This is a genomic window from Companilactobacillus sp. FL22-1 (assembly GCF_043951805.1).
In the GTDB taxonomy this organism is placed as follows: Bacteria; Bacillota; Bacilli; order Lactobacillales; family Lactobacillaceae; genus Companilactobacillus.
On sequence record NZ_JBINJY010000002.1, the window covers coordinates 50,468 to 72,983 of the forward strand.

At 38.4% G+C, this 22,516-nt stretch carries 26 protein-coding genes and 1 other annotated feature; of the genes, 23 read left to right on the plus strand and 3 right to left on the minus strand.

The features are described 5' to 3' along the window. The first annotated feature begins 323 nt into the window (after positions 1-323). From ACG72T_RS01705 to ACG72T_RS01715, 3 genes are all read left to right on the plus strand, one after another. Positions 324-1,430, plus strand: a complete 1,107-nt coding sequence (locus ACG72T_RS01705; RefSeq protein WP_395264216.1) for an alanine dehydrogenase — start codon at positions 324-326, stop codon at positions 1,428-1,430. A 37-nt stretch (positions 1,431-1,467) separates the two neighbouring features. After that, complete coding sequence (tdcB, locus tag ACG72T_RS01710) at positions 1,468-2,493, plus strand: bifunctional threonine ammonia-lyase/L-serine ammonia-lyase TdcB (RefSeq protein ID WP_395264217.1); 1,026 nt, start codon at positions 1,468-1,470, stop codon at positions 2,491-2,493. Between the two features lie 82 nt (positions 2,494-2,575). Next, on the plus strand, positions 2,576-2,899 hold the full coding sequence (locus ACG72T_RS01715; protein ID WP_395264218.1) for a hypothetical protein: 324 nt from the start codon (positions 2,576-2,578) through the stop codon (positions 2,897-2,899). A gap of 10 nt (positions 2,900-2,909) precedes the next feature. Here the strand turns inward: ACG72T_RS01715 and ACG72T_RS01720 are convergent, their stop codons facing one another. Then, complete coding sequence (locus ACG72T_RS01720) at positions 2,910-3,350, minus strand: MerR family transcriptional regulator (RefSeq protein ID WP_395264219.1); 441 nt, start codon at positions 3,348-3,350, stop codon at positions 2,910-2,912. A gap of 92 nt (positions 3,351-3,442) precedes the next feature. Between ACG72T_RS01720 and ACG72T_RS01725 the strand changes: the two genes are divergently transcribed. The 17 genes from ACG72T_RS01725 to ACG72T_RS01805 all read left to right on the plus strand — a co-directional run bounded on the left by ACG72T_RS01725 (position 3,443) and on the right by ACG72T_RS01805 (position 16,359). After that, on the plus strand, positions 3,443-4,462 hold the full coding sequence (locus ACG72T_RS01725) for an NAD-dependent epimerase/dehydratase family protein (RefSeq protein ID WP_395264220.1): 1,020 nt from the start codon (positions 3,443-3,445) through the stop codon (positions 4,460-4,462). A 123-nt stretch (positions 4,463-4,585) separates the two neighbouring features. Then, positions 4,586-4,696: a sequence feature (ribosomal protein L20 leader region), on the plus strand. A gap of 24 nt (positions 4,697-4,720) precedes the next feature. Beyond that, positions 4,721-5,254 (plus strand): translation initiation factor IF-3, encoded by a 534-nt coding sequence (gene infC, locus ACG72T_RS01730; RefSeq protein WP_395264471.1) that lies wholly within the window; start codon positions 4,721-4,723, stop codon positions 5,252-5,254. A gap of 14 nt (positions 5,255-5,268) precedes the next feature. Then, positions 5,269-5,466 (plus strand): 50S ribosomal protein L35, encoded by a 198-nt coding sequence (gene rpmI, locus ACG72T_RS01735; RefSeq protein ID WP_025084493.1) that lies wholly within the window; start codon positions 5,269-5,271, stop codon positions 5,464-5,466. A 36-nt stretch (positions 5,467-5,502) separates the two neighbouring features. After that, positions 5,503-5,859, plus strand: a complete 357-nt coding sequence (gene rplT, locus ACG72T_RS01740) for a 50S ribosomal protein L20 (protein ID WP_057892750.1) — start codon at positions 5,503-5,505, stop codon at positions 5,857-5,859. A gap of 72 nt (positions 5,860-5,931) precedes the next feature. Continuing rightward, the gene (locus ACG72T_RS01745) at positions 5,932-6,459 is read left to right on the plus strand and encodes a YqeG family HAD IIIA-type phosphatase (protein ID WP_395264221.1); all 528 of its coding nucleotides are present in this window, start codon (positions 5,932-5,934) and stop codon (positions 6,457-6,459) included. Beyond that, positions 6,446-7,570 carry a ribosome biogenesis GTPase YqeH gene (gene yqeH / locus ACG72T_RS01750; protein WP_395264222.1) on the plus strand — a complete coding sequence of 375 codons (1,125 nt, stop codon included), beginning with the start codon at positions 6,446-6,448 and terminating at the stop codon, positions 7,568-7,570. The genes ACG72T_RS01745 and yqeH overlap by 14 nt, the downstream gene beginning before the upstream one ends. A 10-nt stretch (positions 7,571-7,580) precedes the next feature. Next, positions 7,581-7,895, plus strand: a complete 315-nt coding sequence (locus tag ACG72T_RS01755; RefSeq protein ID WP_395264223.1) for a YhbY family RNA-binding protein — start codon at positions 7,581-7,583, stop codon at positions 7,893-7,895. 17 nt (positions 7,896-7,912) lie between these two features. Further along, complete coding sequence (locus ACG72T_RS01760) at positions 7,913-8,551, plus strand: nicotinate-nucleotide adenylyltransferase (protein WP_395264224.1); 639 nt, start codon at positions 7,913-7,915, stop codon at positions 8,549-8,551. Beyond that, entirely contained in the window at positions 8,544-9,146 is a 603-nt protein-coding gene (yqeK, locus tag ACG72T_RS01765; protein WP_395264225.1) for a bis(5'-nucleosyl)-tetraphosphatase (symmetrical) YqeK, read from the plus strand. The genes ACG72T_RS01760 and yqeK overlap by 8 nt, the downstream gene beginning before the upstream one ends. A gap of 1 nt (position 9,147) precedes the next feature. Then, entirely contained in the window at positions 9,148-9,504 is a 357-nt protein-coding gene (gene rsfS, locus ACG72T_RS01770; RefSeq protein WP_395264226.1) for a ribosome silencing factor, read from the plus strand. Further along, complete coding sequence (locus ACG72T_RS01775; RefSeq protein WP_395264227.1) at positions 9,504-10,235, plus strand: class I SAM-dependent DNA methyltransferase; 732 nt, start codon at positions 9,504-9,506, stop codon at positions 10,233-10,235. The genes rsfS and ACG72T_RS01775 overlap by 1 nt, the downstream gene beginning before the upstream one ends. Before the next feature lie 13 nt (positions 10,236-10,248). Next, positions 10,249-11,346 (plus strand): nucleotidyltransferase, encoded by a 1,098-nt coding sequence (locus ACG72T_RS01780; protein WP_395264228.1) that lies wholly within the window; start codon positions 10,249-10,251, stop codon positions 11,344-11,346. Beyond that, positions 11,346-11,900: a YceD family protein gene (locus ACG72T_RS01785; protein ID WP_395264229.1), complete on the plus strand. Its 555-nt coding sequence runs from the start codon at positions 11,346-11,348 to the stop codon at positions 11,898-11,900. The genes ACG72T_RS01780 and ACG72T_RS01785 overlap by 1 nt, the downstream gene beginning before the upstream one ends. Positions 11,901-11,969: 69 nt before the next feature. Then, positions 11,970-13,394, plus strand: coding sequence for an NADP-dependent phosphogluconate dehydrogenase (gene gndA, locus ACG72T_RS01790; RefSeq protein ID WP_395264230.1), 1,425 nt, complete (start codon positions 11,970-11,972; stop codon positions 13,392-13,394). Positions 13,395-13,616: 222 nt separating this feature from the next. Then, entirely contained in the window at positions 13,617-14,303 is a 687-nt protein-coding gene (locus ACG72T_RS01795) for a response regulator transcription factor (protein WP_395264231.1), read from the plus strand. Further along, positions 14,300-15,397: a sensor histidine kinase gene (locus ACG72T_RS01800; RefSeq protein WP_395264233.1), complete on the plus strand. Its 1,098-nt coding sequence runs from the start codon at positions 14,300-14,302 to the stop codon at positions 15,395-15,397. Before ACG72T_RS01795 ends, ACG72T_RS01800 begins: the two co-directional genes overlap by 4 nt. Before the next feature lie 74 nt (positions 15,398-15,471). Continuing rightward, complete coding sequence (locus ACG72T_RS01805) at positions 15,472-16,359, plus strand: hypothetical protein (protein ID WP_395264235.1); 888 nt, start codon at positions 15,472-15,474, stop codon at positions 16,357-16,359. 71 nt (positions 16,360-16,430) lie between these two features. On the opposite strand, the gene yidC is transcribed toward ACG72T_RS01805, so the two are convergent. Next, the gene (yidC, locus tag ACG72T_RS01810; RefSeq protein WP_395264237.1) at positions 16,431-17,438 is read right to left on the minus strand and encodes a membrane protein insertase YidC; all 1,008 of its coding nucleotides are present in this window, start codon (positions 17,436-17,438) and stop codon (positions 16,431-16,433) included. Between the two features lie 59 nt (positions 17,439-17,497). Further along, positions 17,498-17,773 carry an acylphosphatase gene (locus ACG72T_RS01815; RefSeq protein ID WP_395264239.1) on the minus strand — a complete coding sequence of 92 codons (276 nt, stop codon included), beginning with the start codon at positions 17,771-17,773 and terminating at the stop codon, positions 17,498-17,500. A 65-nt stretch (positions 17,774-17,838) separates the two neighbouring features. On the opposite strand from ACG72T_RS01815, the gene ACG72T_RS01820 reads away from it, so the two are divergent. The 3 genes from ACG72T_RS01820 (at position 17,839) to pheT (ending at position 22,462) form a co-directional block, all read left to right on the plus strand. Further along, positions 17,839-18,600: a TrmH family RNA methyltransferase gene (locus tag ACG72T_RS01820; RefSeq protein WP_395264241.1), complete on the plus strand. Its 762-nt coding sequence runs from the start codon at positions 17,839-17,841 to the stop codon at positions 18,598-18,600. A gap of 405 nt (positions 18,601-19,005) precedes the next feature. Then, positions 19,006-20,052, plus strand: a complete 1,047-nt coding sequence (gene pheS / locus ACG72T_RS01825) for a phenylalanine--tRNA ligase subunit alpha (RefSeq protein ID WP_395264243.1) — start codon at positions 19,006-19,008, stop codon at positions 20,050-20,052. 4 nt (positions 20,053-20,056) lie between these two features. Continuing rightward, complete coding sequence (pheT, locus tag ACG72T_RS01830; protein WP_395264245.1) at positions 20,057-22,462, plus strand: phenylalanine--tRNA ligase subunit beta; 2,406 nt, start codon at positions 20,057-20,059, stop codon at positions 22,460-22,462. The last annotated feature ends 54 nt before the right edge of the window (positions 22,463-22,516 follow it).

Sequence of the window (22,516 nt, forward strand, 5' to 3'; positions counted from 1 at the left end):
AAAATCAAAATAAAACTAAACTAAGAAAAGCACCTGTGAAAAGATATAAAGATTTTTAGTTTGAGAAGATTGATATATCAGCTTTGTTCACACTTGATGAACAGATGTTTAAATATCATATAACAATATTTGAGATCTGATTATTTTTGAAAAATGATAATTGTGAAATTAAAAAAACTTTTTCAATGAAGTCGCTTGCCAGGTCTGGTTCTACAAATTATTGAAGATTGTGAAAGGCTTAAGTCGCTTGTCAAGCATATATGTAAGCGTTACCATTTAGCTGTAATCAGATAGTTATAGTCTTCACAAAGGAGTGCTTAAAAATGCAAATTGCTGTAATTAAGGAACAAAAAGAAGGAGAAGGACGTGTCGCAGCAACTCCAGAGAATGTCCGTAAGATGGTAGATGCTGGTAATGAAGTCCTCGTTGAAAAAGACGCTGGAGTCGGTGCTGGCTTTACAAATGAAGAGTATGTTGCTGCTGGCGGTAAATTGGTTAGTCATCAAGATGGCTGGAAGGCTGAATTGATCATTAAAGTCAAAGAGCCAGATGCTGAAGAGTATCAATATTTTAAACCAGGACAAATCATTTGGGGCTTTCAGCACTTAGCTTCTTCGAAACCAACTGTTGAAGCGATGATGAAGGCCAAAACAACGGCCATTGGTGGCGAGACGATTGTTAAAGACGGCAAATTGGAATTACTAGCACCAATGAGTGCGATTGCGGGCCGTCGTTCCGTTATCATGGGAGCTTACTATTTGGAAGCTCAACATCAAGGAGAAGGAATCTTACTACCGGGAATTCTGGGTATCGATGCTGGCCGAGTAGTTATTTTTGGTGGTGGTAATGCTGCCGTCAATGCTGCTGAACTGGCTTTAGGAATGGGAGCTTCAGTAGTTATTATTGAATTAAAAGATAACCGTCTCAAATTCTTGGAAGATAAATTTGCCGGTCAAAAGTTCAGAGCTGTGAAGTCAAATGAAGAAAACTTGGCTCGTGAGATTAAAGATGCCGATATCTTTATTTCTACGATTTTGATTCCAGGATCGAGACCACCTAAGTTGGTCAAGGAATATATGGTTAAGTCGATGAGACCAGGTAGTGTGATCGTTGATGTCGCAATCGATCAAGGCGGAACCGTGGAAACAATCGATCATCCAACTACGATTGATGATCCAATCTTTGTAAAAGACGGAATTATTCACTATGCAGTTCCAAATCAACCTGGTGCAGTTCCTCGGACAGCAACGATGGCTTTAGCAAAGGGCAATATCAGTTATCTTTTGGAAATTGCGGCAAAAGGCATTGATGAAGCGATTAGAACTGACGACGCATTGGCCTCTGGAGTCAATCTTTATCAAGGACAGATAACCAATCAAGGTCTTGCTGATTCATTGGAATTGCCATTTACAGATTTAAAAGTTAAGTAGATCTCTTAAGATTTACTAAGGCGGGGAGGTATTAATAATGATTAAAAGTAGTATCGATAGCATTGTCAATATCCAAGATATCGAAGAGGCTAAAAGTATCGTCGGTAAATATGCTCGGAAAACGCCACTAGTACAATCAATGTTTTTGAGTAGAAATGTCGTTGGCGGGGATGTTTTTCTGAAATTAGAAAATATGCAACTGACAGGTTCATTCAAATTTAGAGGTGCTAACAACAAAATTAATCACTTAACTCCAGAAGAACGTCAACGTGGCGTTATCACCGCTTCAGCAGGTAATCACGCCCAAGGAGTAGCCTTGACAGGACATCTATTGGGAATCGACACCACTGTAGTTATGCCCAATGAAGCACCTCAAGCTAAACGTGATGCTACTCGTGGATATGGCGCAGAAGTTGATATTCATGGGGCAACTTTTGACGACGCTCACGAATGGATGAAGCTGCGGGCTCAAAAGGAAGGCAAGACAATTGTCGATCCTTTCAACGATAAATATGTTATCGCTGGTCAAGGAACGATTGGTTTGGAGATTCTGGATGATATTTGGGATGTGGATACCGTGATCGTACCTGTTGGTGGCGGCGGACTGATTTCGGGAATCGCCATCGCTTTGAAATCATTTAATCCTAATATTCATATCGTTGGAGTTCAATCAGAGAACGTTCACGGAATGTATGCTTCTGTTGAAGCCGGTCACATTACCAAACATCACGATGACTTTACTTTAGCTGATGGTACGGATGTTGCAGTTCCTGGAGATATTACTTTCCCAATCGTTAGTCAGTTAGTCGATGAGATCGTCTTGGTCAATGAATCGGAGATTGCTCAAGCCATGAAAGACTTGTTGCAAAGAACCAAAGTGGTAGCCGAAGGGGCAGGAGCATTGCCAGTAGCAGCTTTGGAATCGCGCAAGATCGACCAACGTTGGTTGAAGAACAAAAAGATTGTCGCAATGGTATCTGGAGGCAACGTTGACTTGAGTCGAGTTTCTAACATCATTGATCATTTCTTCAAACCAGTTAAGGCAGATGGGGGTATCGGCTGATCAAGAAGATTTTTGACCAAAAAGCTTGGAAGCGTCTATAATAGGGATGATTGAATGTGTACTCAAAGAAGGCATGATAATCATGGATGCAAAAAGCAATAACTTGATTCAAAGTCTGGGCTTAGCTTATAAGAACCAGGCAATCAAGCAGAATTTGGAGCTAAAAGAATTGATTGGTGATTGTGCAAGATCCTTGATGGGCAACAACGATGATAAAGTTTATTTTGAAGTCGTGGCAAAATTGTCGCATGGTTTGGTCAAATGTTACCAAACACAGCATCAAAAAGTTCCCCAGGAGATCGAAGCTATTTATCAACAAATAAAAAAAGACGTTCCACTCAAGAGTGTTGAGGGGAAGCGTCTGCAAAGACAATTTATCGCCGATCATCTTTCAGCTATTTTATAAATATCTTCTATCATATGAAGGGATCTCTTAAATTGAGATCTCTTTTTTCGTGCTTAACGAATTTAATTTGGGCACTGATGATATTTTGGGCGTTATGGTCAGAATAACGCTCAATTTTTGTATCGATTTCTCGCAGGTTATCCTTTAAAACTTGTTGTTGAGCTTCAACATTTTGCTTATGTTGTTTTAACATTTTCCTGCGCTGATCAATGGAACTAGTACCTTGCATACAAAGTTGAATATATTGTTTGATATCTTTTATGGGCATGCCGGTGTTTTTTAGACAACAGATGGTTTTAATAAAGCCAAAGTCAGATTCCGAAAAAACCCGATAACCAGCATTATTTTTGGATACAAAGGGTAAAAGGCCTTGCTTATCATAATAACGAATCGTAGAGGTCGCTAAACCAAAGTATTGAGCGACTTCTTTAATTGAATATGTTTTTTCCATAAAATAATTTCCTTTTCCTATTGCTTTAAACCATGGTTTAAGGTTTATGATCACGATAAATGATATTTAAGAATAATTCAAGAGGTATAGTTATGAAGAAGGTATTAGTAACTGGTGGAACTGGTTTTTTAGGATTACAAATCATTATGCAACTATTGAATCAAGGATATGACGTTAAAACCACAATTCGTAAGGATTCAGGACGTCAAAGAATCATTGAAGTTTTGGAAAATAATGGAGTTAAAAATATTAATAATTTATCATTTGTCAAAGCTGACTTATCAAGTGATGAGAATTGGAATGAAGCCATGCGGGACCGTGAAGGAGTCTTCAGCGTTGCCTCACCAGTTTTCTTTGGCAAAATTGAAAATGAGTCTCAAGCTATCAGTCCAGCCTTAAATGGAATTATCCGGGTGCTTAAAGCGGCCAATGATAATGATGTAAAGCGGGTTGTAATGACGGCCAATTTTGGTGGGGTCGGTTTCAGCAAATTTAGTGGAGTGACAACTGAAAAAGATTGGACTGATGAAAATCAAGCTGGGTTATCGATTTATGAGAAATCGAAACTTTTAGCTGAAAAAGCGGCTTGGAATTATGTGTTGGATCCTAAAGTTAAACTGGAATTAGTGACTGTTAATCCCGTAGCCATTTTTGGACCATCACTCGATTCCCACGTATCAGGTAGTTTTAATCTTTTGAAAAATTTGTTAAGCGGCAAGAACACTTGGTTACCGGATTTACCGTTAAATGTGGTTGATGTCCGCGATGTTGCCAGTATGCAAATTAAAGCTATGGAAACGCCCGCTGCCACTGGCCAAAGGTTTATCGCATCAGCAGATGGACAGATCTCTATGCAAGAAATGGGCGATTTAATTCGTCAAACTAGACCACAATTATCAGACAAGGTTTCGTCTAGACGGTTACCAAATTGGATCATCAATTTAGCGGCACCTTTTAATAAGACGGCCAGAGAAGGTCAATTAATGTTAAGGGTAAATCGAAACGTATCTAATCAAAAAGCCAAAGACATTTTAAATTGGCAACCACAATCAAGTAATTCTCAGGCTGTCTTAAGTGCAGTTGACAGCTTAATCAAATATTCTGAAGTCTAAATTCTTGGCAATTGACTAAAATGGTGCTAAATTATACCTACTGATTGTTTTGACAGTTATTAAATTAAAGTTATCAAGAGGTATTGACAGTCTAGTACTTTCTTGATATAGTTAATAACTGTTGAGATTAAGCAGAAGCGCCCGCTTCTCACCTATGCAATTGCCTCTAGGTTAATACGATTACGTAGATAATTATAGTGGGCAGGCTTGTGCAGCCCACTTTTTTTGTGGGTTAAATTACTCCGGAGGTGACTACTCATAGCAAGAGATTTGTTAATAAATGATCAAATACGTGCTAAAGAAGTGCGATTAATTTCTGAAAATGGTGATCAAGTTGGTGTTAAGCCAAAAGCTGAAGCACAACGTTTAGCTGAAGCAGCTAATATGGACTTAGTTCTAATGTCACCGGGTGCTAAACCACCTGTTGCCAGAATCATGGACTATGGTAAATATAAGTTTGATCTTCAAAAGAAAGATCGTGAAGCTCGTAAAAAACAAAAAACAGTTAGCCTTAAGGAAGTACGATTGAGTCCTACTATTGAAGAAAACGACTTTAATACTAAGCTTAATAATGCTCGCAAGTTCTTGGCTAAAGGTGATAAGGTCAAAGTTTCTCTTCGCTTTAAGGGTAGAGCTATCACTCATAAAGAGATAGGTAAGGAAGTCCTAGACCGTGTTGCTGAACAGACTAAGGATGTTGCTACGGTAACTACTAAGCCTAAAATGGACGGTCGTAGTATGTTCTTAATGCTTGATCCAATTAATGCAAAAGATAACAAAAAGAAGAAATAGTGGAGGGATTTTCAATGCCTAAACAAAAGACACACCGCGCATCAGCAAAGAGATTTAAGAAGACTGCTAATGGTGGTTGGAAGAGAATGCACGCTTATACAAGTCACCGTTTCCACGGTAAGACAAAGAAACAACGTCGCCAATTGGCTAAGCCAGGTATGGTCAGCTCAAGTGATATGAAACGTATCAAACAAATGTTAGCTACATACTAATTCAATTATTTTTTTTAATCAAAAGGAGGAGTCATTATGCCACGTGTAAAAGGTGGAACAGTAACTCGCAAACGTCGTAAGAAAGTTTTAAAATTAGCTAAGGGATATCGTGGTTCAAAACATATCACTTTTAAAGCAGCACATACACAAATCATGGTTTCATACCGTTATGCATTCCGTGATCGTCGCCAAGTTAAGCGCGATTTCCGTAAGATCTGGATTGCTAGAATTAATGCAGCTGCAAGAATGAACGAAATCAGCTACAGCAAATTGATGCATGGCTTGAAGTTAGCTAACGTTGACATCAACCGTAAGATGTTGGCTCAAATCGCTATTGAAGATCCAAAGGCATTCACAAGTTTAGTAGATACAGCTAAGAAAGCTTTAGCTTAATTTTTTAAAACGTAATTTGGATAACCCCAAATTACGTTTTTTTACTAATTAGCAGAGATGAGGATTAAATTGATGTTTAAACCGTATATTATGCTTGATAAGATCACAGATATCGAAGTTAAAGACTTAAAAGAACTCGGTATTACAACTATCATGACAGATTTGGACAATACACTTTTGCCCTGGAACAGTAATGAATATGATTTATCACTCCGTAAATGGCTTAATCAAATGGCCCTAAATGAAATTGAAGTTATGATCGTTTCTAACAACAGTTATGAACGTGTGGAAAAAGCAGTTCACGAGTTACCCGTCAGCATCGTGGCCCGGGCTGTTAAACCATTGCCATTCGTGATCATGGAACATCTTAGAGAAGAAAGAATCGACCCCAAAACAGTTTTGTTTGTGGGCGACCAAGTAATGACTGACGTCTTAGCTGGTAACATGGCTGGGTTAAAGACTGTTTTAGTCAGACCATTGGTGAAGACTGATGCCAAAAAGACCCGTATCAATAGATTTTTTGAACGTCCGATTCTAAAAACAATGCAAAAGCATGATAAGAACTTATATTGGAAGGATTCATTAAATGACAGAAAATAATGAAACATTGTACTGCATGGGCTGTGGTGCACAAATTCAAACCACAGACCAAGACAAACCTGGTTATGTTCAAGCTTCGACTTTGAAAAAATATCTTGAAGACGACGGGGATGAAACTAAAGAATTATTCTGTAAACGTTGCTTCAGATTGCGTAATTACAATGAAATCACTGATGTAGATGTTTCTGACGATGATTTCTTGAAATTGCTAGATTCAATCAGCGATGAGGATGCTTTGGTCGTAAATGTGGTGGATATCTTTGACTATGAAGGCAGTGTTATCCCAGGTCTTCAACGCTTTGTCGGCGATAAGAAGATCTTAGTAGTCGGTAACAAAGTTGACCTTTTGCCAAATTCCGTTAACCAAAATCGACTTTTGAACTGGTTACAACAAAAGAGTAAAGAGAATGGAATCAAGTCAGTTGATCAGATCATGGTCTCAGCCGTTAAAGGTACTAATGTTGATAAGTTGATGGACTTGATTGAAAAATACCGTGATGGAAAAGATGTTTATGTCGTCGGAACAACGAATACTGGTAAATCGACTTTAATCAACCGGATCATCAGTGCCAGAACAGAAGTAAAAGATTTGATCACTACTTCAAGATTCCCTGGAACAACTTTAGATCAGATTGATATTCCTTTGGATGATGGTCATTATTTGATTGATACACCTGGTATCATTCATCGTTATCAATTAGCCCATTTTCTCAATGCTAATGATTTGAAGACAGTCACGCCAAAGAAACCATTGCGCCCAGCAACATTTCAATTACGTGATGGACAGACGATCTTTGTGGCTGGTTTAGCTCGCTTTGATTTTCTCAATGAGAGAACCAATGCAACATTTTATGTCACTCAAGGCTTACCACTCCACAGAACTAAGACGATCAACGCCGATGATTTCTATCAAAAACATCTGGGCGATATTTTAACACCTCCAACTGATGTAAAAGAGTTCCCAGAATTCAAGAGCCAGATTTTCTCAGCCCATGAAAAATCAGACATTGTTATTTATGGATTAGGTTGGTTAACTGTGCCCGCAGGGACGAAAGTTAAAGCTTATGTTCCGGATGGAGTTAGAGTCTCGATCCGCAACGCAATTATTTAAGGAGAAATTAATGATTATTAAAGGAAAAAAGAACCGTTACTTGAGAAGTCAGGCAGCAACAATGAAGCCAGTCTTACAAGTCGGTCGTGAAGGCATTACTGAAAACCTCTTGAATCAATTTGAACTTTTGATTGAAAAAGATGAATTGATCAAGGTTTCCCTATTACAAAATACGATGGTGGAACCACAAGATATGATTGATGCTGTCAACGAATTTGATAGCAATATTGTGCCAATTCAAACGATTGGTTCAAAGATGATTTTTTACAAGAAAGCTTCAAAGATCAAGAACCGTAAATATTCTCTTGAATTAGAAAAAATGTAATTTTAAGTGATGAAGATATGAATACTCAAAAACAATTATTAACTAAAGCAAAATTGGATTTTCATAGCAATCTACCCAAGCGGCATATCGGTATTCTTGGTGGTACATTTAACCCGGTTCACTTAGGTCACTTAGTGATTGCTGAACAAGTTTACGAGCAGCTTTGCCTGGATAAGGTGTTATTTTTACCAGATAAGATTCCGCCTCATCGGGGTGTCAAAAAGACTATTCCAGATATTGATGTTGATGATCGAATCGAAATGATCAAATTAGCCATTCGCGATAATTTGCATTTTGACCTAGATTTGACTGATATTCGTCGTGGTGGCGTCAGTTATACATATGACACGATCAAGTTGCTTAAGGAATTGAATCCCAACACTGAGTATTATTTCATCATTGGTGGTGACATGGTTGAGAATTTACCGAAGTGGTCACATATCGATGAATTAGTACAGATGGTCCATTTTGTTGGAGTTTGTCGAAAAGGTTTTGAGAAAAAGTCAAACTATCCTATACTTTGGGTGAATACACCTGAGCTAGAGATTAGTTCCAGTATGATTCGCCAGCGCGTCCAAGCAGGTCAATCGATCAAATATCTAGTACCTGATGACGTAGCTTGGTACATTCAAGACAGGAGGCTTTATCGTGACTGAATTTAAATATGAAGACATTAAACCTGGTTTAGATCGAGATAAGTTAGTTGATTTCATGAAGGAATCTTTAAGTGATTTTCGATTTACACATTGTTTACGAGTAGAAAAGGTGGCACGTGGTCTGGCGGCTGAATATAACGGAGATGTTGAAAGAGCTGGCTTGGCTGGCTTATTGCATGACTTCGCTAAGGAACGTGATGACCAAGAGTTCCTCGATACGATCAAGAGCCATCATTTGGACCCTGATCTGGCTAACTATAACAATGCGATTTGGCATGGTATCGTTGGCGCTGAAATTGTCAAAGATGAATTAGGAATCTATGATGAAGTAGTTTTAAACGCTATCAGACGTCATACAGTGGGAGCTGTTAATATGACTCAAGAGGACAAATGTGTCTTTGTAGCTGACTATATCGAACCGCAAAGAGACTTTTCCGGAATTGCTCAAGCTAGAGCTTGTGCTGAAAAGTCGCTTGATACCGCAGTCGCTTATGAATTAAAACATACGATTCAACATTTAGTTGATGCTAATAAAACAATCTATCCAGCAACTTTTTCAAGTTACAATTACTGGATCAATAAAGGAGATTTATAATTTGGATTCAAAGAAAATAATGGAAATTGCTGTCAAAGCAGCTGACGAAAAGCATGCTAATGACATTAAAGTTTTAAATATCAGTGAAGTAAGTATTATGGCGGACTATTTTGTGATCATGGATGCTTCTTCACAACGTCAAGTCGACGCGATCGTGCAATCAGTTTTGGATAAGGCTGGCGAAAATAACGTTGAAATTGGCCATGTTGAGGGTAACCGTAATTCAGAATGGGTTTTAATCGACCTTCATGATGTGATTATTCACGTTTTTACTTCAGAACAACGTGATTTCTACAATCTTGAAAAACTCTGGTCAGATGCTCCAGAAGTTGATATTTCAAATTTGGTAACTGAATAATGATTTATAATACTTTTGCCAAAGTTTACAGCGAGTTGATGGATGATTCACTCTATGCCAAGTGGGCTTTGTACGTTAAGAACCAAGCTGCTAGCAAGCAAGAAAAGCTGTTAGACGTTGCATGTGGAACAGGTGATTTGACGATTCTTTTGGCTGACCAATTTCAAGTTACTGGAACTGACCTTTCAGAAGAAATGCTCAAATTAGCTGAAGAAAAAGCACAAGCAGCTAACAAGCAGATTCCTTTTGAACAGAGCAATATGTTAGACTTGTATGATTTTGATAAGTTTGACTTGATCACTTGTTTTGATGATTCGATCTGCTATTTGCAAGATGAAGATGAATTGGCAATTGCCTTTAATCAAGCCTTTGAACACTTGAACCAAGGTGGTAAGTATTTATTCGATGCCCATTCGCTCTATCAAATGGACCAAGTCTTTCCTGGTTATATGTTCAACCATCGAACCGAAGATTCGGCTTTTATGTGGAACAGTTATGAGGGTGAATATCCCCACAGTATTGAACATGAATTGACTTTCTTCAATTGGAACGAGAAGATCAAGGGCTATTCAGTTAATACTGAACTTCATAAAGAGCGGACTTATCCGATTGAGACTTTTACTAATATTTTGACCGATATTGGTTTTAAGAACGTCTCTGTTACTGCTGATTTTGGTGAATCAAGTGTGCAACCAGATTCAACCCGTTGGTTTTTTGCCGCAGAGAAATAGAAGGACACAAGTGATGAAAGTTTACGGTGTAGTAGCTGAATTTAATCCGTTTCACAATGGTCATAAATTGTTCATTGATGCGGTCAAACAAAAATATCACCCTGATGTATTAATTGCCGTGATGTCGGGCAATTTTGTTCAACGGGGTGATTTTGCCATTTTAGATAAGTGGCAACGTGCCAAACTGGCGATCGAACTAGGAGTCGATTTAGTGCTCGAATTGCCCATGGGTTACGCAGTGGAACCGGCCGATTTATTTGCCCAAGGAGCAGTAAAAATTTTGCATTTAGCTGGTATTACTAACTTAGTCTTTGGAACCGAACAGAGTGTAGATTTTGACTTATTGGCGGAAAAGATGCAAGCAAGCTCCGGTGATTTCAAGCAAGATTATTCGCAGAACTTTGCTACGAACTTGACGGCTTATTACCAGTCTCTAGGAATTGATGTTCAAAAATTGCCCAATCAGTTGCTTGGTCTCAATTACGTTCAAACTATTAAAGCCAATAATTGGCCAATTGCAGTGGAGACAGTTTTGCGACAAAAAAGCGACTTTAGCGCCACCAAGGTCCGCCATAATTTGGCAGTCGGAAAAAACGTCGCATCCCTTGTCCCAGAATTGACCAGGCAAACTCTTTGTCAACAACCATTACCAACTTGGGATGACTTTTTCCCATATTTGCGCTATCAAATCATCAACTCATCAATTGAAGAATTGCACGATATCTACCAAATGGTGGAAGGATTAGAATTTAAGCTAAAAAAAGAAATTGTTAACAGTGGAAATTTCACTCAATTTCTTGAACATGTGAAGTCAAAACGCTATACTATGGCACGACTTAGACGTTTGCTGATATATGTATTGCTAAACGTTAAAAGCCAAGAGATTAATAATTTGTATAATGATTCTTATTTGAGAGTATTAGGATTTAATAAAACTGGACAAAAATATTTGAATAGTCTCAAAAAATCCGCTACGCCTTTAATAACTCGAATAGGAAAAAATGAAAGCAAACAACTTGCCTTAGAGATTAGAGCTGATCAAATTTATCAGCTAGTTACTGGGCAAGAAGAAAATTTTGGAAGAATACCTTATATGAAAGGGGTAAATTAATGCTAAATTGGGATGTTCAAGATGTTCGTCGCTACAAAGACAAACCTTTTGAATTTGAAGAAAAACTCGATTTAACTGCTGAATTAAAAAAACGTTCAGACGACGTTTTAGACGCCACACCTGTTGAAGTCAAGGGACAACTGTTCAATGACAATGGATTAGTGATCTCAGACGTCAAAGTTAAAACAACCTTGAAAGTTCCATCAACGCGCAGCCTTTTGCCTGTAGAATTGCCAATCGATATCCGGATCAACGAGGCTTATAATATTGATGGCGTTGACACTGAGGAACTAGAGGACGACAACGTTATTATTCCCATCGACGATGATAATCCAACAATCAACATTTATGAATCGATCATCGACAATATCTTATTGAATATTCCTCAAAAAGTTTTGACTGAAAAGGAGACCAAAGATAATATCATGCCTTCGGGCAAGAATTGGGAAGTCATCTCAGAAGATGATTTTAACAAGCAAAAAGAGGAAGAACACGTGAATCCTGAATTTGCTAAATTAAAAGATTTATTTAAAAATAATGACGAAGAGGAGTAGCTTTTATATACTCCTTTTTTATTTTTTTGGTAGTATTAGTATGTGAACAAAAATCGGAGGTAATTATTAATGGCAAAACCACAAATTGGTGTTATCGGTATGGCAGTTATGGGCAAGAATCTTGCTCTAAATATTGAAAGCCGTGGATATGAAGTTGCTATCTATAACCGTACAGGTTCAAAGACCAAAGCAGTCGTAGAAGAGCATCCAGATAAGAAATTAGTACCAAGTTATACAATTGAGGATTTTGTAGACTCACTAGAAAAACCTCGTCGAATCATGATGATGGTCAAGGCTGGTGCTGGTACTGATGCAGTCATCGAACAATTATTGCCTTTACTTGATAAAGGTGATGTTTTGATCGATGGTGGTAATACATTTTTCGAAGATACTATGGAACGTAATGCCCGCTTAGATAAGTCAGGAATCAACTTTATCGGTATGGGTGTTTCCGGTGGTGAACTTGGTGCTTTGGAGGGTCCTTCATTGATGCCAGGTGGTCAAAAGGAAGCTTATGACCTAGTTGCTCCTATTTTGGAACAAATTTCAGCTAAAGCTGATGAAGACGGTGCACCTTGTGTTACTTATATCGGACCAAATGGTGCCGGTCACTATGTCAAAATGGTCCACAATGGTATCGAATATGGCGATATGGAATTGATCGCTGAAAGTTACAACTTGTTGAAACACTTGTATAACAACGACGTTAACAAGATTGCTGACATCTTTAATGACTGGAATAAAGGTGAATTATCAAGTTACTTGATCGATATCACAGCTAAGATTTTGACACGTAAAGATGATGAAGGTTCAGACGACTACATCGTCAATAAGATCCTTGATAAAGCCGGTAACAAGGGTACTGGTAAGTGGAGCTCACAAAGTGCCTTGGAATTAGGCGTTCCCCAATCATTGATCACTGAATCAGTTTATTCACGTTATGTTTCGGCTTATAAGGACGAACGTGTAAAAGCAAGCAAGGTTTTGCCAGCTCCAACTAAGACACCAGAAATCAAGAATGCTGATGAATTAGTTGCTAAGATTCGTAAAGCATTGTACTTCAGTAAACTCATCAGTTATGCTCAAGGTTTTGCTCAAATGAAGGCCGCTTCAGACAAGTACGACTGGGATCTTAACTACGGTAAGATTGCCCAAATCTGGCGTGCTGGTTGTATCATCAGAGCTCAATTCTTACAAAAGATCACTGACGCTTACGATGTTGATCCTAAGCTTGATAACTTGCTCTTAAATGATTACTTCAAGCAAATCGTTGAAGAATATCAAGCTGATGTTCGTGACGTGGTTAGTTATGCTGTTCAAGCTGGTATTCCAGTTTCTGGATTCATGGCAGCTATTTCATATTACGATCAATATCGTTCCGAAGTATTGCCAGCCAACTTGATTCAAGCCCAAAGAGATTACTTTGGTGCTCACACATACGAAAGAAACGATAAACCAGGTATTTTCCACTATACATGGTATGAAGAACAATAAACACGTGATTGTTTTATCAAAGCTCTCATTTCACGGTCGTGATGTGAGGGCTTTTATTGTGGAAAAAATTTTGTTTCAAAAAAAAATAAATTAAAGCTTGTCTTCTTTTAATTTTTGCTATATGTTAAAATCATTAATGCATTGCCAACAACGTGACATACACAAATTAATGATTAAGCTATAATTAAAGATAATTTAATAATCTACAAATAGGAGATACGTATGGCTAAAATACTTGTTATTGAAGACGAAGAGAACATGGCAAAATTTGTTCAGCTTGAACTTCAACATGAGAACTACGAAGTAACAGTTGAACGTGATGGTAGAACCGGCCTCGATGATGCATTATCAGAAGATTGGGATTTGATCTTGCTTGATTTGATGTTGCCAGAGTTAAACGGTATCGAAGTTTGCCGTCGCATTCGTCAAGAAAAAAATACGCCGATCATCATGATGACAGCGCGTGATTCAATTATTGATCGGGTATCAGGACTTGATCACGGGGCAGATGATTACATTGTTAAGCCATTTGCAATCGAAGAATTATTGGCTCGTATCCGGGCTTTGCTCAGACGAATTGATTTAGATATTGATGTTACTAGAAATAACGACCAAGTTTTGAAGTATAAGAACTTAGTGATCGACAAGACAACTCAAACTTTGAAGCGCAATGGCGAAGTGATCGACTTGACTCGCCGTGAGTACGATTTATTGAGTGCCTTGATGGAAAATGTTGGGACTGTTCTAAGCCGTGATGACTTACTAGAGCGTGTTTGGGGAACTGGTTCTTCAACTGAGACTAACGTCGTGGACGTTTATATTAAATATTTGCGTAATAAAATCGATCGTGCTGGCGCACCAAGTTATATCTCAACTGTGCGTGGTAAAGGGTACGTGATGCGTCGATGAGAATCTCAATTAGATTTAAATGGACTGCCTTAATTTCTTTCGTGATTTTGTTGGCCTATATTGTGGTCGGCATTTTAGCAATGAGAACAGTTCAAAGTGTGGCTTCTGTCAGTGAAATTCATTCCTTCACCACTAAATTAATCCTCGGCGGTGTGGGTGTCTTTATCTTGGGTGTTTTGGTCAGCTTTTATGCTGTCACTTTAGTCTTGAATGATTTGAAGAGAATCAATCACACAATCGATGATTTGAATAAAAAGCCCGATTCTGACTCCAGAATCAAGATCCGTAAACGTAACGATGAAATTTATGATTTAACGATCAATATCAACAAAATGCTGGACCGAATGCAGGCTTACACTAACCAGCAAAAAGAGTTCGTCGAAGATGTTTCTCATGAGTTGCGGACTCCGGTGGCTGTTTTGGAAGGTCATTTGAGCATGTTGCAACGTTGGGGGAAAGATGATCCTGAGGTTTTGAATGATTCAATCAATTCTTCGTTGCAAGAGTTAAAACGTATGCAGTCGTTGATTCAAGAAATGCTTGATTTGACTCGAGTAGAACAGATCGACAGTGCTTATTTGGAGCAGACAACTGAGGTCAAACCACTGTTTACTCAAGTGGCTAACGATTTCAAAATGTTGCATCCAGACTTCGTGATCAACTTTGATGATGACATCAGAGCTGGCAGTGAAGTTAAAATCTATCGCAATCACTTAGAGCAAGTTTTGGTCATTTTATTAGATAATGCCTTCAAATATTCAGCTGATCGGAAAGAAATTAATTTCTCCGCTTCAACTAATTCAGCATTGTTAGAAGTAGTTGTCCAGGATTATGGCCTAGGAATAGCTAAAAACGACCTGAAACGTATTTTCAATCGATTTTATAGAGTTGACAAGGCTCGGTCTCGAAAGCGTGGAGGGAACGGTTTAGGCCTTTCTATTGCTAAAAGATTGATCGAGATCTACCACGGCAGTTTGGAAGTCGAGAGTGTCGTTGGTTCAGGGACTGTTTTCAAGATCGAATTGCCATTGGTGCCACCTGTTAGTGAAGATGATGCTGATGAAAAAAATAACAATAACAAAGAAAAGAAGTAGCCTCTTAGCCAGGCTGCTTCTTTTTTGGTATTCTGTAGAAAATACGTCTTTTTAAATTTTTTTAGGGGGAAGTCATGCATATCAAGAAATTAGCAATTTTAGTCTTCGCTGCTCTATTTTTCTTAACCGGCTGTAACAAAGTAACGAAAGACAAAAACGACCAAGCGGAGTCAAAGAGCCCTATTAGTGTTGATTATGCCAATTTAAGCGATTCAGAAAAGTCAGAAATGACTTTTGAATTTTTCAGGAGTAGTGATTCACATCGAGTTGATCTGAAAGTAATCAATCGGACTAGTAAAAAGGTCAATTTTTCCGGAAATAAATTTGAATTGATCTCACCACAAAGAACCACTATTGATTCCAATCATGACAATATCAGTCTCGACTCCAACAGTACGAAAACTTTCAAGGATCTGTTCAGTGGAGTCGATCCAACTGCCTTTGAACGCATTGGCTTGTATTGTTATAAAAATACCGCTAATAAGTTGGCTTATAGTTTAAGTAATTTATCGGTCGCTAAATCAACTAATCTAAAGGATACTGATGTGCAAGCGAGTTTTAAAAACTTCGGCAAAAAAGTAAATAATCGTCCCACTAAGAAAAAGACTAATTTGAAGCCAGTAACTAACGTTCAACAGGCGATTGCTTTAGTTAAAAAGCAAAATGGTCCCGCTCCAAAAGGGATGTTGTATGATTATATGCGAGATGCCACTTCGAGTACCGATAATACGGTGAGAACTGGCGACGATCAAGTGGTCTATTGGGTGCGCCTGTTTGAAAGTGACGGGCATGTGACGATAGCCAAAAAAGATTGGACGGTCTTTCATGATGGACGGGTCTTACCAGTTAAACCAAGTTCGATTGGTAACCCTCAGGACCCTAAACAGTCGGACACGGTGCCAGCCAAAGAACCTTCCCAAACTGATGATTCATCGACAAGAACGAATTCAAATCTAAATTAAAAAGGCGGTAATCTTTGAACAATTAATTGTGTTCAAGATTACCGCCCTTTTATTAAACTAAGTGAAAAATTCTATTTATCATCAGGTGTACGGTTACGTTTTTGTTTACCTTTGTTCAATTCACGAATATTCTTGTGTATTTCATTAGCTTTTTTACGGTCAGCAGTTGGAGTAGCACTGGCAGTTGAAGTTGTGGAACCATCGGAATTGTTTAAGATATCATCGAGCATTTCCTTAGTAACAACCACTTTAACAGGATTCTTGGCTAACTCTTCATCAGTTCTCTTTCTGATCCTTGGTGTAATGATGTAGTTAGTGATCAATTGTTGAATGACAATAACCACACCACCAACTAGGAAGTAAAGTGCTAGTGCTGCCGTTGAGACCAAAGAAATGAAGAAAGTCATCATTGGATTCATTAAAAGCATCGTTTGCATTTGTTTTCTTTGTTCTTGTGGGACGATCTGCAACGACATCCAGCCTTGAACTAAGTAGAAAATAGTTGCAATGATAGCAATCATCATACTTGGTTTTCCTAGTGGAATCGACAAGAAGGTTGCGGCACCAATTTGTTTTGAATATTGCACCGCTTGATAAATACCAATCAAGATTGGCATTTGTAGTAGCAATGGTAAACATCCCAGTCCACCAGTCAAACTCATGTTATTTTGTTTATAAACATCCATCATCAGACCACTGATCTTAGTTTGAGCAGCTTGATCTTTTGATTTCTTTTGTGCATCTTGAATCAACTTCAATTGAGGTTGAATTGCTCGCATTTTTTCTTGTTGCGTTGTCGATTTGTATTGTTGGTTCAAAGAAAGTGGAACTAACAGTAAACGAACGACGAAGGAGATAATCATGATTCCCCAAGCGTAAGCATTTTTTCCACCGACAACTTGAGCCGTCTTTAAAATCAAGTTTTGGAAAGGAACTCCCAGCCACTTGTAGATGAAGCCATATGGCCCACTAGTTGGCGCATGTAAATTAGCTGAACCTTGTGCACAACCCGTCAAAACTAGTGTCAGTACTAGGACGAGTGATAGTACCGATAGATATTTGACATATTTTTTATTCACTTAAATAAACCACCCTTTTAATCGTATACACAGTAATATACGTTAACTCATTTGACGTTTCAACCAATCACGGTAAATTTTGTGTAATGTTGTAAGTCGTCAGAAAAAGTATAGTCCATTTTGGTTACTTTTCCAAAGGGTGATGGCGAAGATTTTACCCGATCAAGAAAAATATACAGAACTTTTTCATCGGCCTCAGCTTCAATCGAAACTGAACCGTCCAATTCATTCTTAACCGTGCCAGTAACTTCCAATTCTTGAGCTACTTGAAAAGTCGAATAACGAAAGCCGACCCCTTGAACGAGACCGTCAACATTAATGGAAAGATGCTTCATGAGTTTTCACCTCAAATCTTTGAATGTGTTAATATCTATATTATAGAACAAGAGGGATGGATGATATGAAATATATTGAGTCGAAGAAAAATGATGAGATCAAACAACTGAAGAAATTGTCAGCAACCAAAAATATTCGTAAAACTGGTACGTACATGATTGAAGGTTTCCACTTAGTCCGTGAAGCTGATCAATATGAACAAGACTTTGTAAAATTATTGGTTACTGAAAAATATGAAGATGACCGTTTAGTAAAAAAATATCATGATATCGCTGTGACAATTTCCGAAGATGTCGCCAATGAATTGTCAGAAACCAAGACTCCACAAGGAATCTTTGCCGTTATTAAAGTTAAAACTGCAGATGATTTCCAAGAATTTACTGGCAAATGGGTAATGTTAGATGACGTGCAAGATCCAGGAAACGTGGGAACAATCGTCCGGACTGCTGATGCAGCAGGTTATGATGGTGTGATCACCAGTTTGGATACGGCTGATTTTTATCAACCAAAAGTTCAACGTTCAATGCAAGGCAGCCAATTTCACTTGCCAATTTATCGAATGGATATTAACCAGGCTATCAGTCAAGCCAAACAGTCAGGCCTAAAGATCTATGGTTCCGAAGTCAATGCTCAAGCTAAACCATATACCAAGCTAGAGAAGAGCGATTCCTTTGCATTGATCATGGGAAACGAAGCCCATGGCGTTACTCAAGAAGTTTTAAATGAAACAGACGAAAATATTTATATACCTATCCTTGGCAAAGCCGAATCACTTAATGTAGCCGTTGCGGCCGGAGTTTTAATGTATGGTCTACAAACGCTTTAAGACTTGCGAAAGTTTAAAGTTTTTGTATAATCATTTATATATGAATAGGAATTAAACTTTGATGAAAAAGAGTAACTGTGAAGTTCATGACAGGAAGAGCCGTTCACTGAAATAGGCTTGATGAATGAAACAGCGAATTCACTTTCTGAGTTTTTTAGTTGGTTACTATATAACCGCTTGAGTGCATGTTTATTTAACATGAACTAGGGTGGTACCGCGAGTCCTCGTCCCTTTTTTTAGGGATGAGGACCTTTTTTTGTAGAGGGCGAACCTCGACGCTTAGACATCGAGCACACCCCGTTTTAACTGCATCAGAATAGTGGTAGCCGCTATCTATAAAGAAAAAACTCAATCAGAGCAAAATCAAACTAAATTCAAGTAACTTATATGAGAGGAAAGACAACAATGTCATTAAACGATACGTTAAAGAACTTAAGAGAAAACGGTATTGATGAAGCCAAGCGAGCTGAAAAGCTCCAAGAATTGAATGACTTGAGAGTTAATCTCTTAGGTAAAAAGGGGCCAATCACCAAAGCTTTACGAGGTATGAAAGATGTTCCAGCTGAAGAGCGCCCTGAGATCGGTACTTTAGCTAATAATGTTAAAAAAGATATTCAAGCTGCAATCGAAGAAAAAATGGCTGAGTTGAATCAGAAGTTGATTGCAAAGAAATTGGAAGACGAGACAGTTGATGTAACGCTTCCTGCAACTAAGCGGACACAAGGGACTAAACATATCTTGAATCAAACGATTGAAGATATCGAACAATTTTTCATTGGCTTAGGTTATGAAGTTGCCAGTGGTTATGAAGTTGAAGAGGATCATTACAACTTTGAACGTCTTAATATCCCCAAGAACCATCCTGCCCGTGATATGCAAGATACCTTTTATTTATCAAATGAATTATTGATGAGAACTCAAACTTCAGCTCAAGAAGGCCGTGATATGGAAGTACATGACTTTTCAAAGGGTCCTTTAAAGATGGTTTCACCAGGTGTTGTTTACCGTCGTGACGATGATGATGCAACCCACTCACATCAATTCCATCAAATCGAAGGTCTAGTTGTTGATAAAAATGTCAGCATGGCCGATTTGAAAGGTACATTAGACGCACTCTGTCGCCATGTCTTTGGCCCAGACCGTGAGATTCGTTTCCGTCCTAGTTATTTCCCATTTACTGAACCTTCCGTTGAAGTTGACGTATCTTGTTTCAACTGTGGTGGACAAGGATGCCGAATTTGTAAATATACTGGTTGGATCGAAGTTTTGGGTGCTGGTTTAACTCATCCAAACGTTTTGAAGATGTCTGGTATTGATCCTAATGAATACAGTGGAATGGCTTTTGGCCTTGGCCCAGAACGTTTTGCCATGCTCAAATATGGAGTTAACGATATTCGTGACTTCTACCTAAATGACGTAAGATTCCTAGAACAATTCAAAGGAGTAAATTAAGATAATGAAGATTTCTGTAAATTGGTTAAAAGAATACATCACTGTCGACCATACGGTTGAAGAAATGGCTAACAAAATCTCTTTGACTGGGATTGAATCTGGTCCCGTAAAGTTAGGTGAAGAATTAACTAACTTAGTAGTCGGTCACATTACCAGTGTCGTCCCTCATCCTGATTCTGACCATTTAAAAGTTTGCCAAGTCGATGTTGGTGAGTCAGAGGACATTCAAATCGTCTGCGGTGCTCCGAATGTTGCTGAAGGTCAATATGTAATTGTTGCCTTGCACGGGGCTCATTTACCAGGTGGAGTAAAAATCAAACGTGGCAAGCTACGTGGTCAAGAATCTAACGGTATGATCTGTGGTCTTGATGAAGTAGGGGTTCCAGCGCAATACATGCCAAAGGAATTTGAAAATGGAATCTACGTATTTGATGATCCACAAACACCAGGAACGCCCGTCTATGATTTATTAGGCTTGAAAGATCAGATGATCGATATCGATATCACACCTAATCGCGCTGATACCTTAGGTATGCGTGGTGCCGCTTGGGAAATTGGTGCTACTTATGACGAAAAGCCTTCATTCAAGCAACCTGAATTAAATACTGAAAAAGTCGGCGATGTTGCTGAAGTTTCAGTTGATGTTGCTGAAAAAGATCTTGTTCCCGATTATTTATTGCGTGAATTAAAGAATGTCAAGGTAACTCACAGTCCATTGTGGATGCAGAGAAGATTGTGGAATCAAAATATTCGTCCGGTGAACTCAGTGATCGATGTTGCCAACTATGTAATGATCGAATATGGTCAACCAATTCAAGCTTATGACTTGGATAAACTAGCTGCCAAAAACTTAACTGTTAAATTTGCCAATGACGGAGATGTTTTAAAATTAGCTGACGGCGAAAAGAAATTGACTCACAATGACTTAGTAGTTGTAGCTGATCAGCAGATACTAGATTTAGCTGGAGTTCAAACAAGTGCTGAAGTTGCCGTTGATGAAAATACGCAAAATGTTTTAATTGCGGCTGGAGTTTTTGACGGCGCCAGTGTCAGAAAGAGTGCCCAAAGACATGACCTCCGTGGCGATGCTTCAAACCGCTTTGAAAAGGGCGTTGATAATGGAATCGTTGAAGAGGCTTTGACACGTGTTGCCCAATTGCTTGACCAAACAACTACTGTCGAAAAAATTTCTGAAACCGTTGTTGGTAACTATACAAAGGCAGAACCAACTGTGATCAAAGGTAGTATTAATCACATCAATCACTTGATGGGCTTAGAATTATCAACTGATGAAATCGTCAAGATTCTCGATCGTCTCGGCTTTGGCGTTGAAGTTGCTGGTGACGCTTTAACCGTTACGATTCCTACACGTCGTTGGGATATGAGTATTGAAGCTGATTTAGTCGAAGAAGTAAACCGAATTTACGGTTACGAGAATTTACCTAATACACTGCCAGCAGGTATGGAAACTAAAGGTGGCTACGATGCTAAACGTGAGTTAGCCAATGAATTACGTGATGTTTTGTTAGGTGAAGGCTTGGATGAAGTGATCAACTACTCTTTGTTGAGTAAACAAGAAGTTGAAGATTTTAACGTTATCAAGAGCGAATATACTAAACTATTGCACCCAATGACTGAAGATCATGAATACTTGAGAAACAGTTTGATTCCTGGATTAGTGCACAATATCAGTTATAATCAAGCACGTAAGAATGATGACTTACAGATTTTTGAACACGCTCGTATTTTTGACCGGCCAACTGGACAAGACCGTCCTAACGAAGTGACTTATTTGTCAGGCGCAATCAGTGGAAATGTCGTGGCGGATGCTTGGAATACGACTGCACAAGCCGTCGATTTTTACTATGTCAAAGGTATCGTTGAAGAAGTCTTGCGTTTTGTTAATGCTGATGCGGAGGTTCAATTTGTCGCTACAACTGAATATCCCAACATGCACCCTGGACAAACCGCTAAAATTCTAATCAATGACCAAGTAGTTGGTTTCCTTGGAAAATTGCATCCTAATTATCAAGCAGATCATGCAATTGCTGAAACTTATGTATTTGAATTGAATGTCGATAAGTTGTTTGACTTAGACAAGCGAGTTGTTCAAGCTCAAAGTGCGCCAAAATATCCTGCCATTAGTCGTGATTTAGCTATTTTGGTTGAAAAGAATGTTGAAAACGGACAAATCATTTCCGAAATTTTTGCCCATGGCGGGAAGTACCTGAAAGATGTTAATATATTTGATGTCTATGAAGGCAAAAATATTAAACTAAATCATAAGTCACTTGGTTATCACTTGGTTTTCCAAAATCCTAACGATACTCTGACAGATGATGAAGTTGAAAAAGTATTCTCACTGATTAAAGATAATTTAGTACAAAAATTTAATGTAGAAATTAGATAATTATGCCTTAAGTATCACAACTAATGGTATAATCTAATAAATTAACTCGGGAGG

What these genes read in the sequence shown, in the direction of transcription:
- ACG72T_RS01705 (WP_395264216.1), top strand. Translation starts at nt 324, where the DNA reads ATGCAAATTGCTGTAATTAAGGAACAAAAAGAAGGAGAAGGACGTGTC.
- tdcB (WP_395264217.1), top strand. Translation starts at nt 1,468, where the DNA reads ATGATTAAAAGTAGTATCGATAGCATTGTCAATATCCAAGATATCGAA.
- ACG72T_RS01715 (WP_395264218.1), top strand. Translation starts at nt 2,576, where the DNA reads ATGGATGCAAAAAGCAATAACTTGATTCAAAGTCTGGGCTTAGCTTAT.
- ACG72T_RS01720 (WP_395264219.1), bottom strand. Translation starts at nt 3,350, where the DNA reads ATGGAAAAAACATATTCAATTAAAGAAGTCGCTCAATACTTTGGTTTA.
- ACG72T_RS01725 (WP_395264220.1), top strand. Translation starts at nt 3,443, where the DNA reads ATGAAGAAGGTATTAGTAACTGGTGGAACTGGTTTTTTAGGATTACAA.
- rpmI (WP_025084493.1), top strand. Translation starts at nt 5,269, where the DNA reads ATGCCTAAACAAAAGACACACCGCGCATCAGCAAAGAGATTTAAGAAG.
- rplT (WP_057892750.1), top strand. Translation starts at nt 5,503, where the DNA reads ATGCCACGTGTAAAAGGTGGAACAGTAACTCGCAAACGTCGTAAGAAA.
- ACG72T_RS01745 (WP_395264221.1), top strand. Translation starts at nt 5,932, where the DNA reads ATGTTTAAACCGTATATTATGCTTGATAAGATCACAGATATCGAAGTT.
- yqeH (WP_395264222.1), top strand. Translation starts at nt 6,446, where the DNA reads ATGACAGAAAATAATGAAACATTGTACTGCATGGGCTGTGGTGCACAA.
- ACG72T_RS01755 (WP_395264223.1), top strand. Translation starts at nt 7,581, where the DNA reads ATGATTATTAAAGGAAAAAAGAACCGTTACTTGAGAAGTCAGGCAGCA.
- ACG72T_RS01760 (WP_395264224.1), top strand. Translation starts at nt 7,913, where the DNA reads ATGAATACTCAAAAACAATTATTAACTAAAGCAAAATTGGATTTTCAT.
- ACG72T_RS01775 (WP_395264227.1), top strand. Translation starts at nt 9,504, where the DNA reads ATGATTTATAATACTTTTGCCAAAGTTTACAGCGAGTTGATGGATGAT.
- ACG72T_RS01780 (WP_395264228.1), top strand. Translation starts at nt 10,249, where the DNA reads ATGAAAGTTTACGGTGTAGTAGCTGAATTTAATCCGTTTCACAATGGT.
- ACG72T_RS01785 (WP_395264229.1), top strand. Translation starts at nt 11,346, where the DNA reads ATGCTAAATTGGGATGTTCAAGATGTTCGTCGCTACAAAGACAAACCT.
- gndA (WP_395264230.1), top strand. Translation starts at nt 11,970, where the DNA reads ATGGCAAAACCACAAATTGGTGTTATCGGTATGGCAGTTATGGGCAAG.
- ACG72T_RS01795 (WP_395264231.1), top strand. Translation starts at nt 13,617, where the DNA reads ATGGCTAAAATACTTGTTATTGAAGACGAAGAGAACATGGCAAAATTT.
- ACG72T_RS01800 (WP_395264233.1), top strand. Translation starts at nt 14,300, where the DNA reads ATGAGAATCTCAATTAGATTTAAATGGACTGCCTTAATTTCTTTCGTG.
- ACG72T_RS01805 (WP_395264235.1), top strand. Translation starts at nt 15,472, where the DNA reads ATGCATATCAAGAAATTAGCAATTTTAGTCTTCGCTGCTCTATTTTTC.
- ACG72T_RS01815 (WP_395264239.1), bottom strand. Translation starts at nt 17,773, where the DNA reads ATGAAGCATCTTTCCATTAATGTTGACGGTCTCGTTCAAGGGGTCGGC.
- ACG72T_RS01820 (WP_395264241.1), top strand. Translation starts at nt 17,839, where the DNA reads ATGAAATATATTGAGTCGAAGAAAAATGATGAGATCAAACAACTGAAG.
- pheS (WP_395264243.1), top strand. Translation starts at nt 19,006, where the DNA reads ATGTCATTAAACGATACGTTAAAGAACTTAAGAGAAAACGGTATTGAT.
- pheT (WP_395264245.1), top strand. Translation starts at nt 20,057, where the DNA reads ATGAAGATTTCTGTAAATTGGTTAAAAGAATACATCACTGTCGACCAT.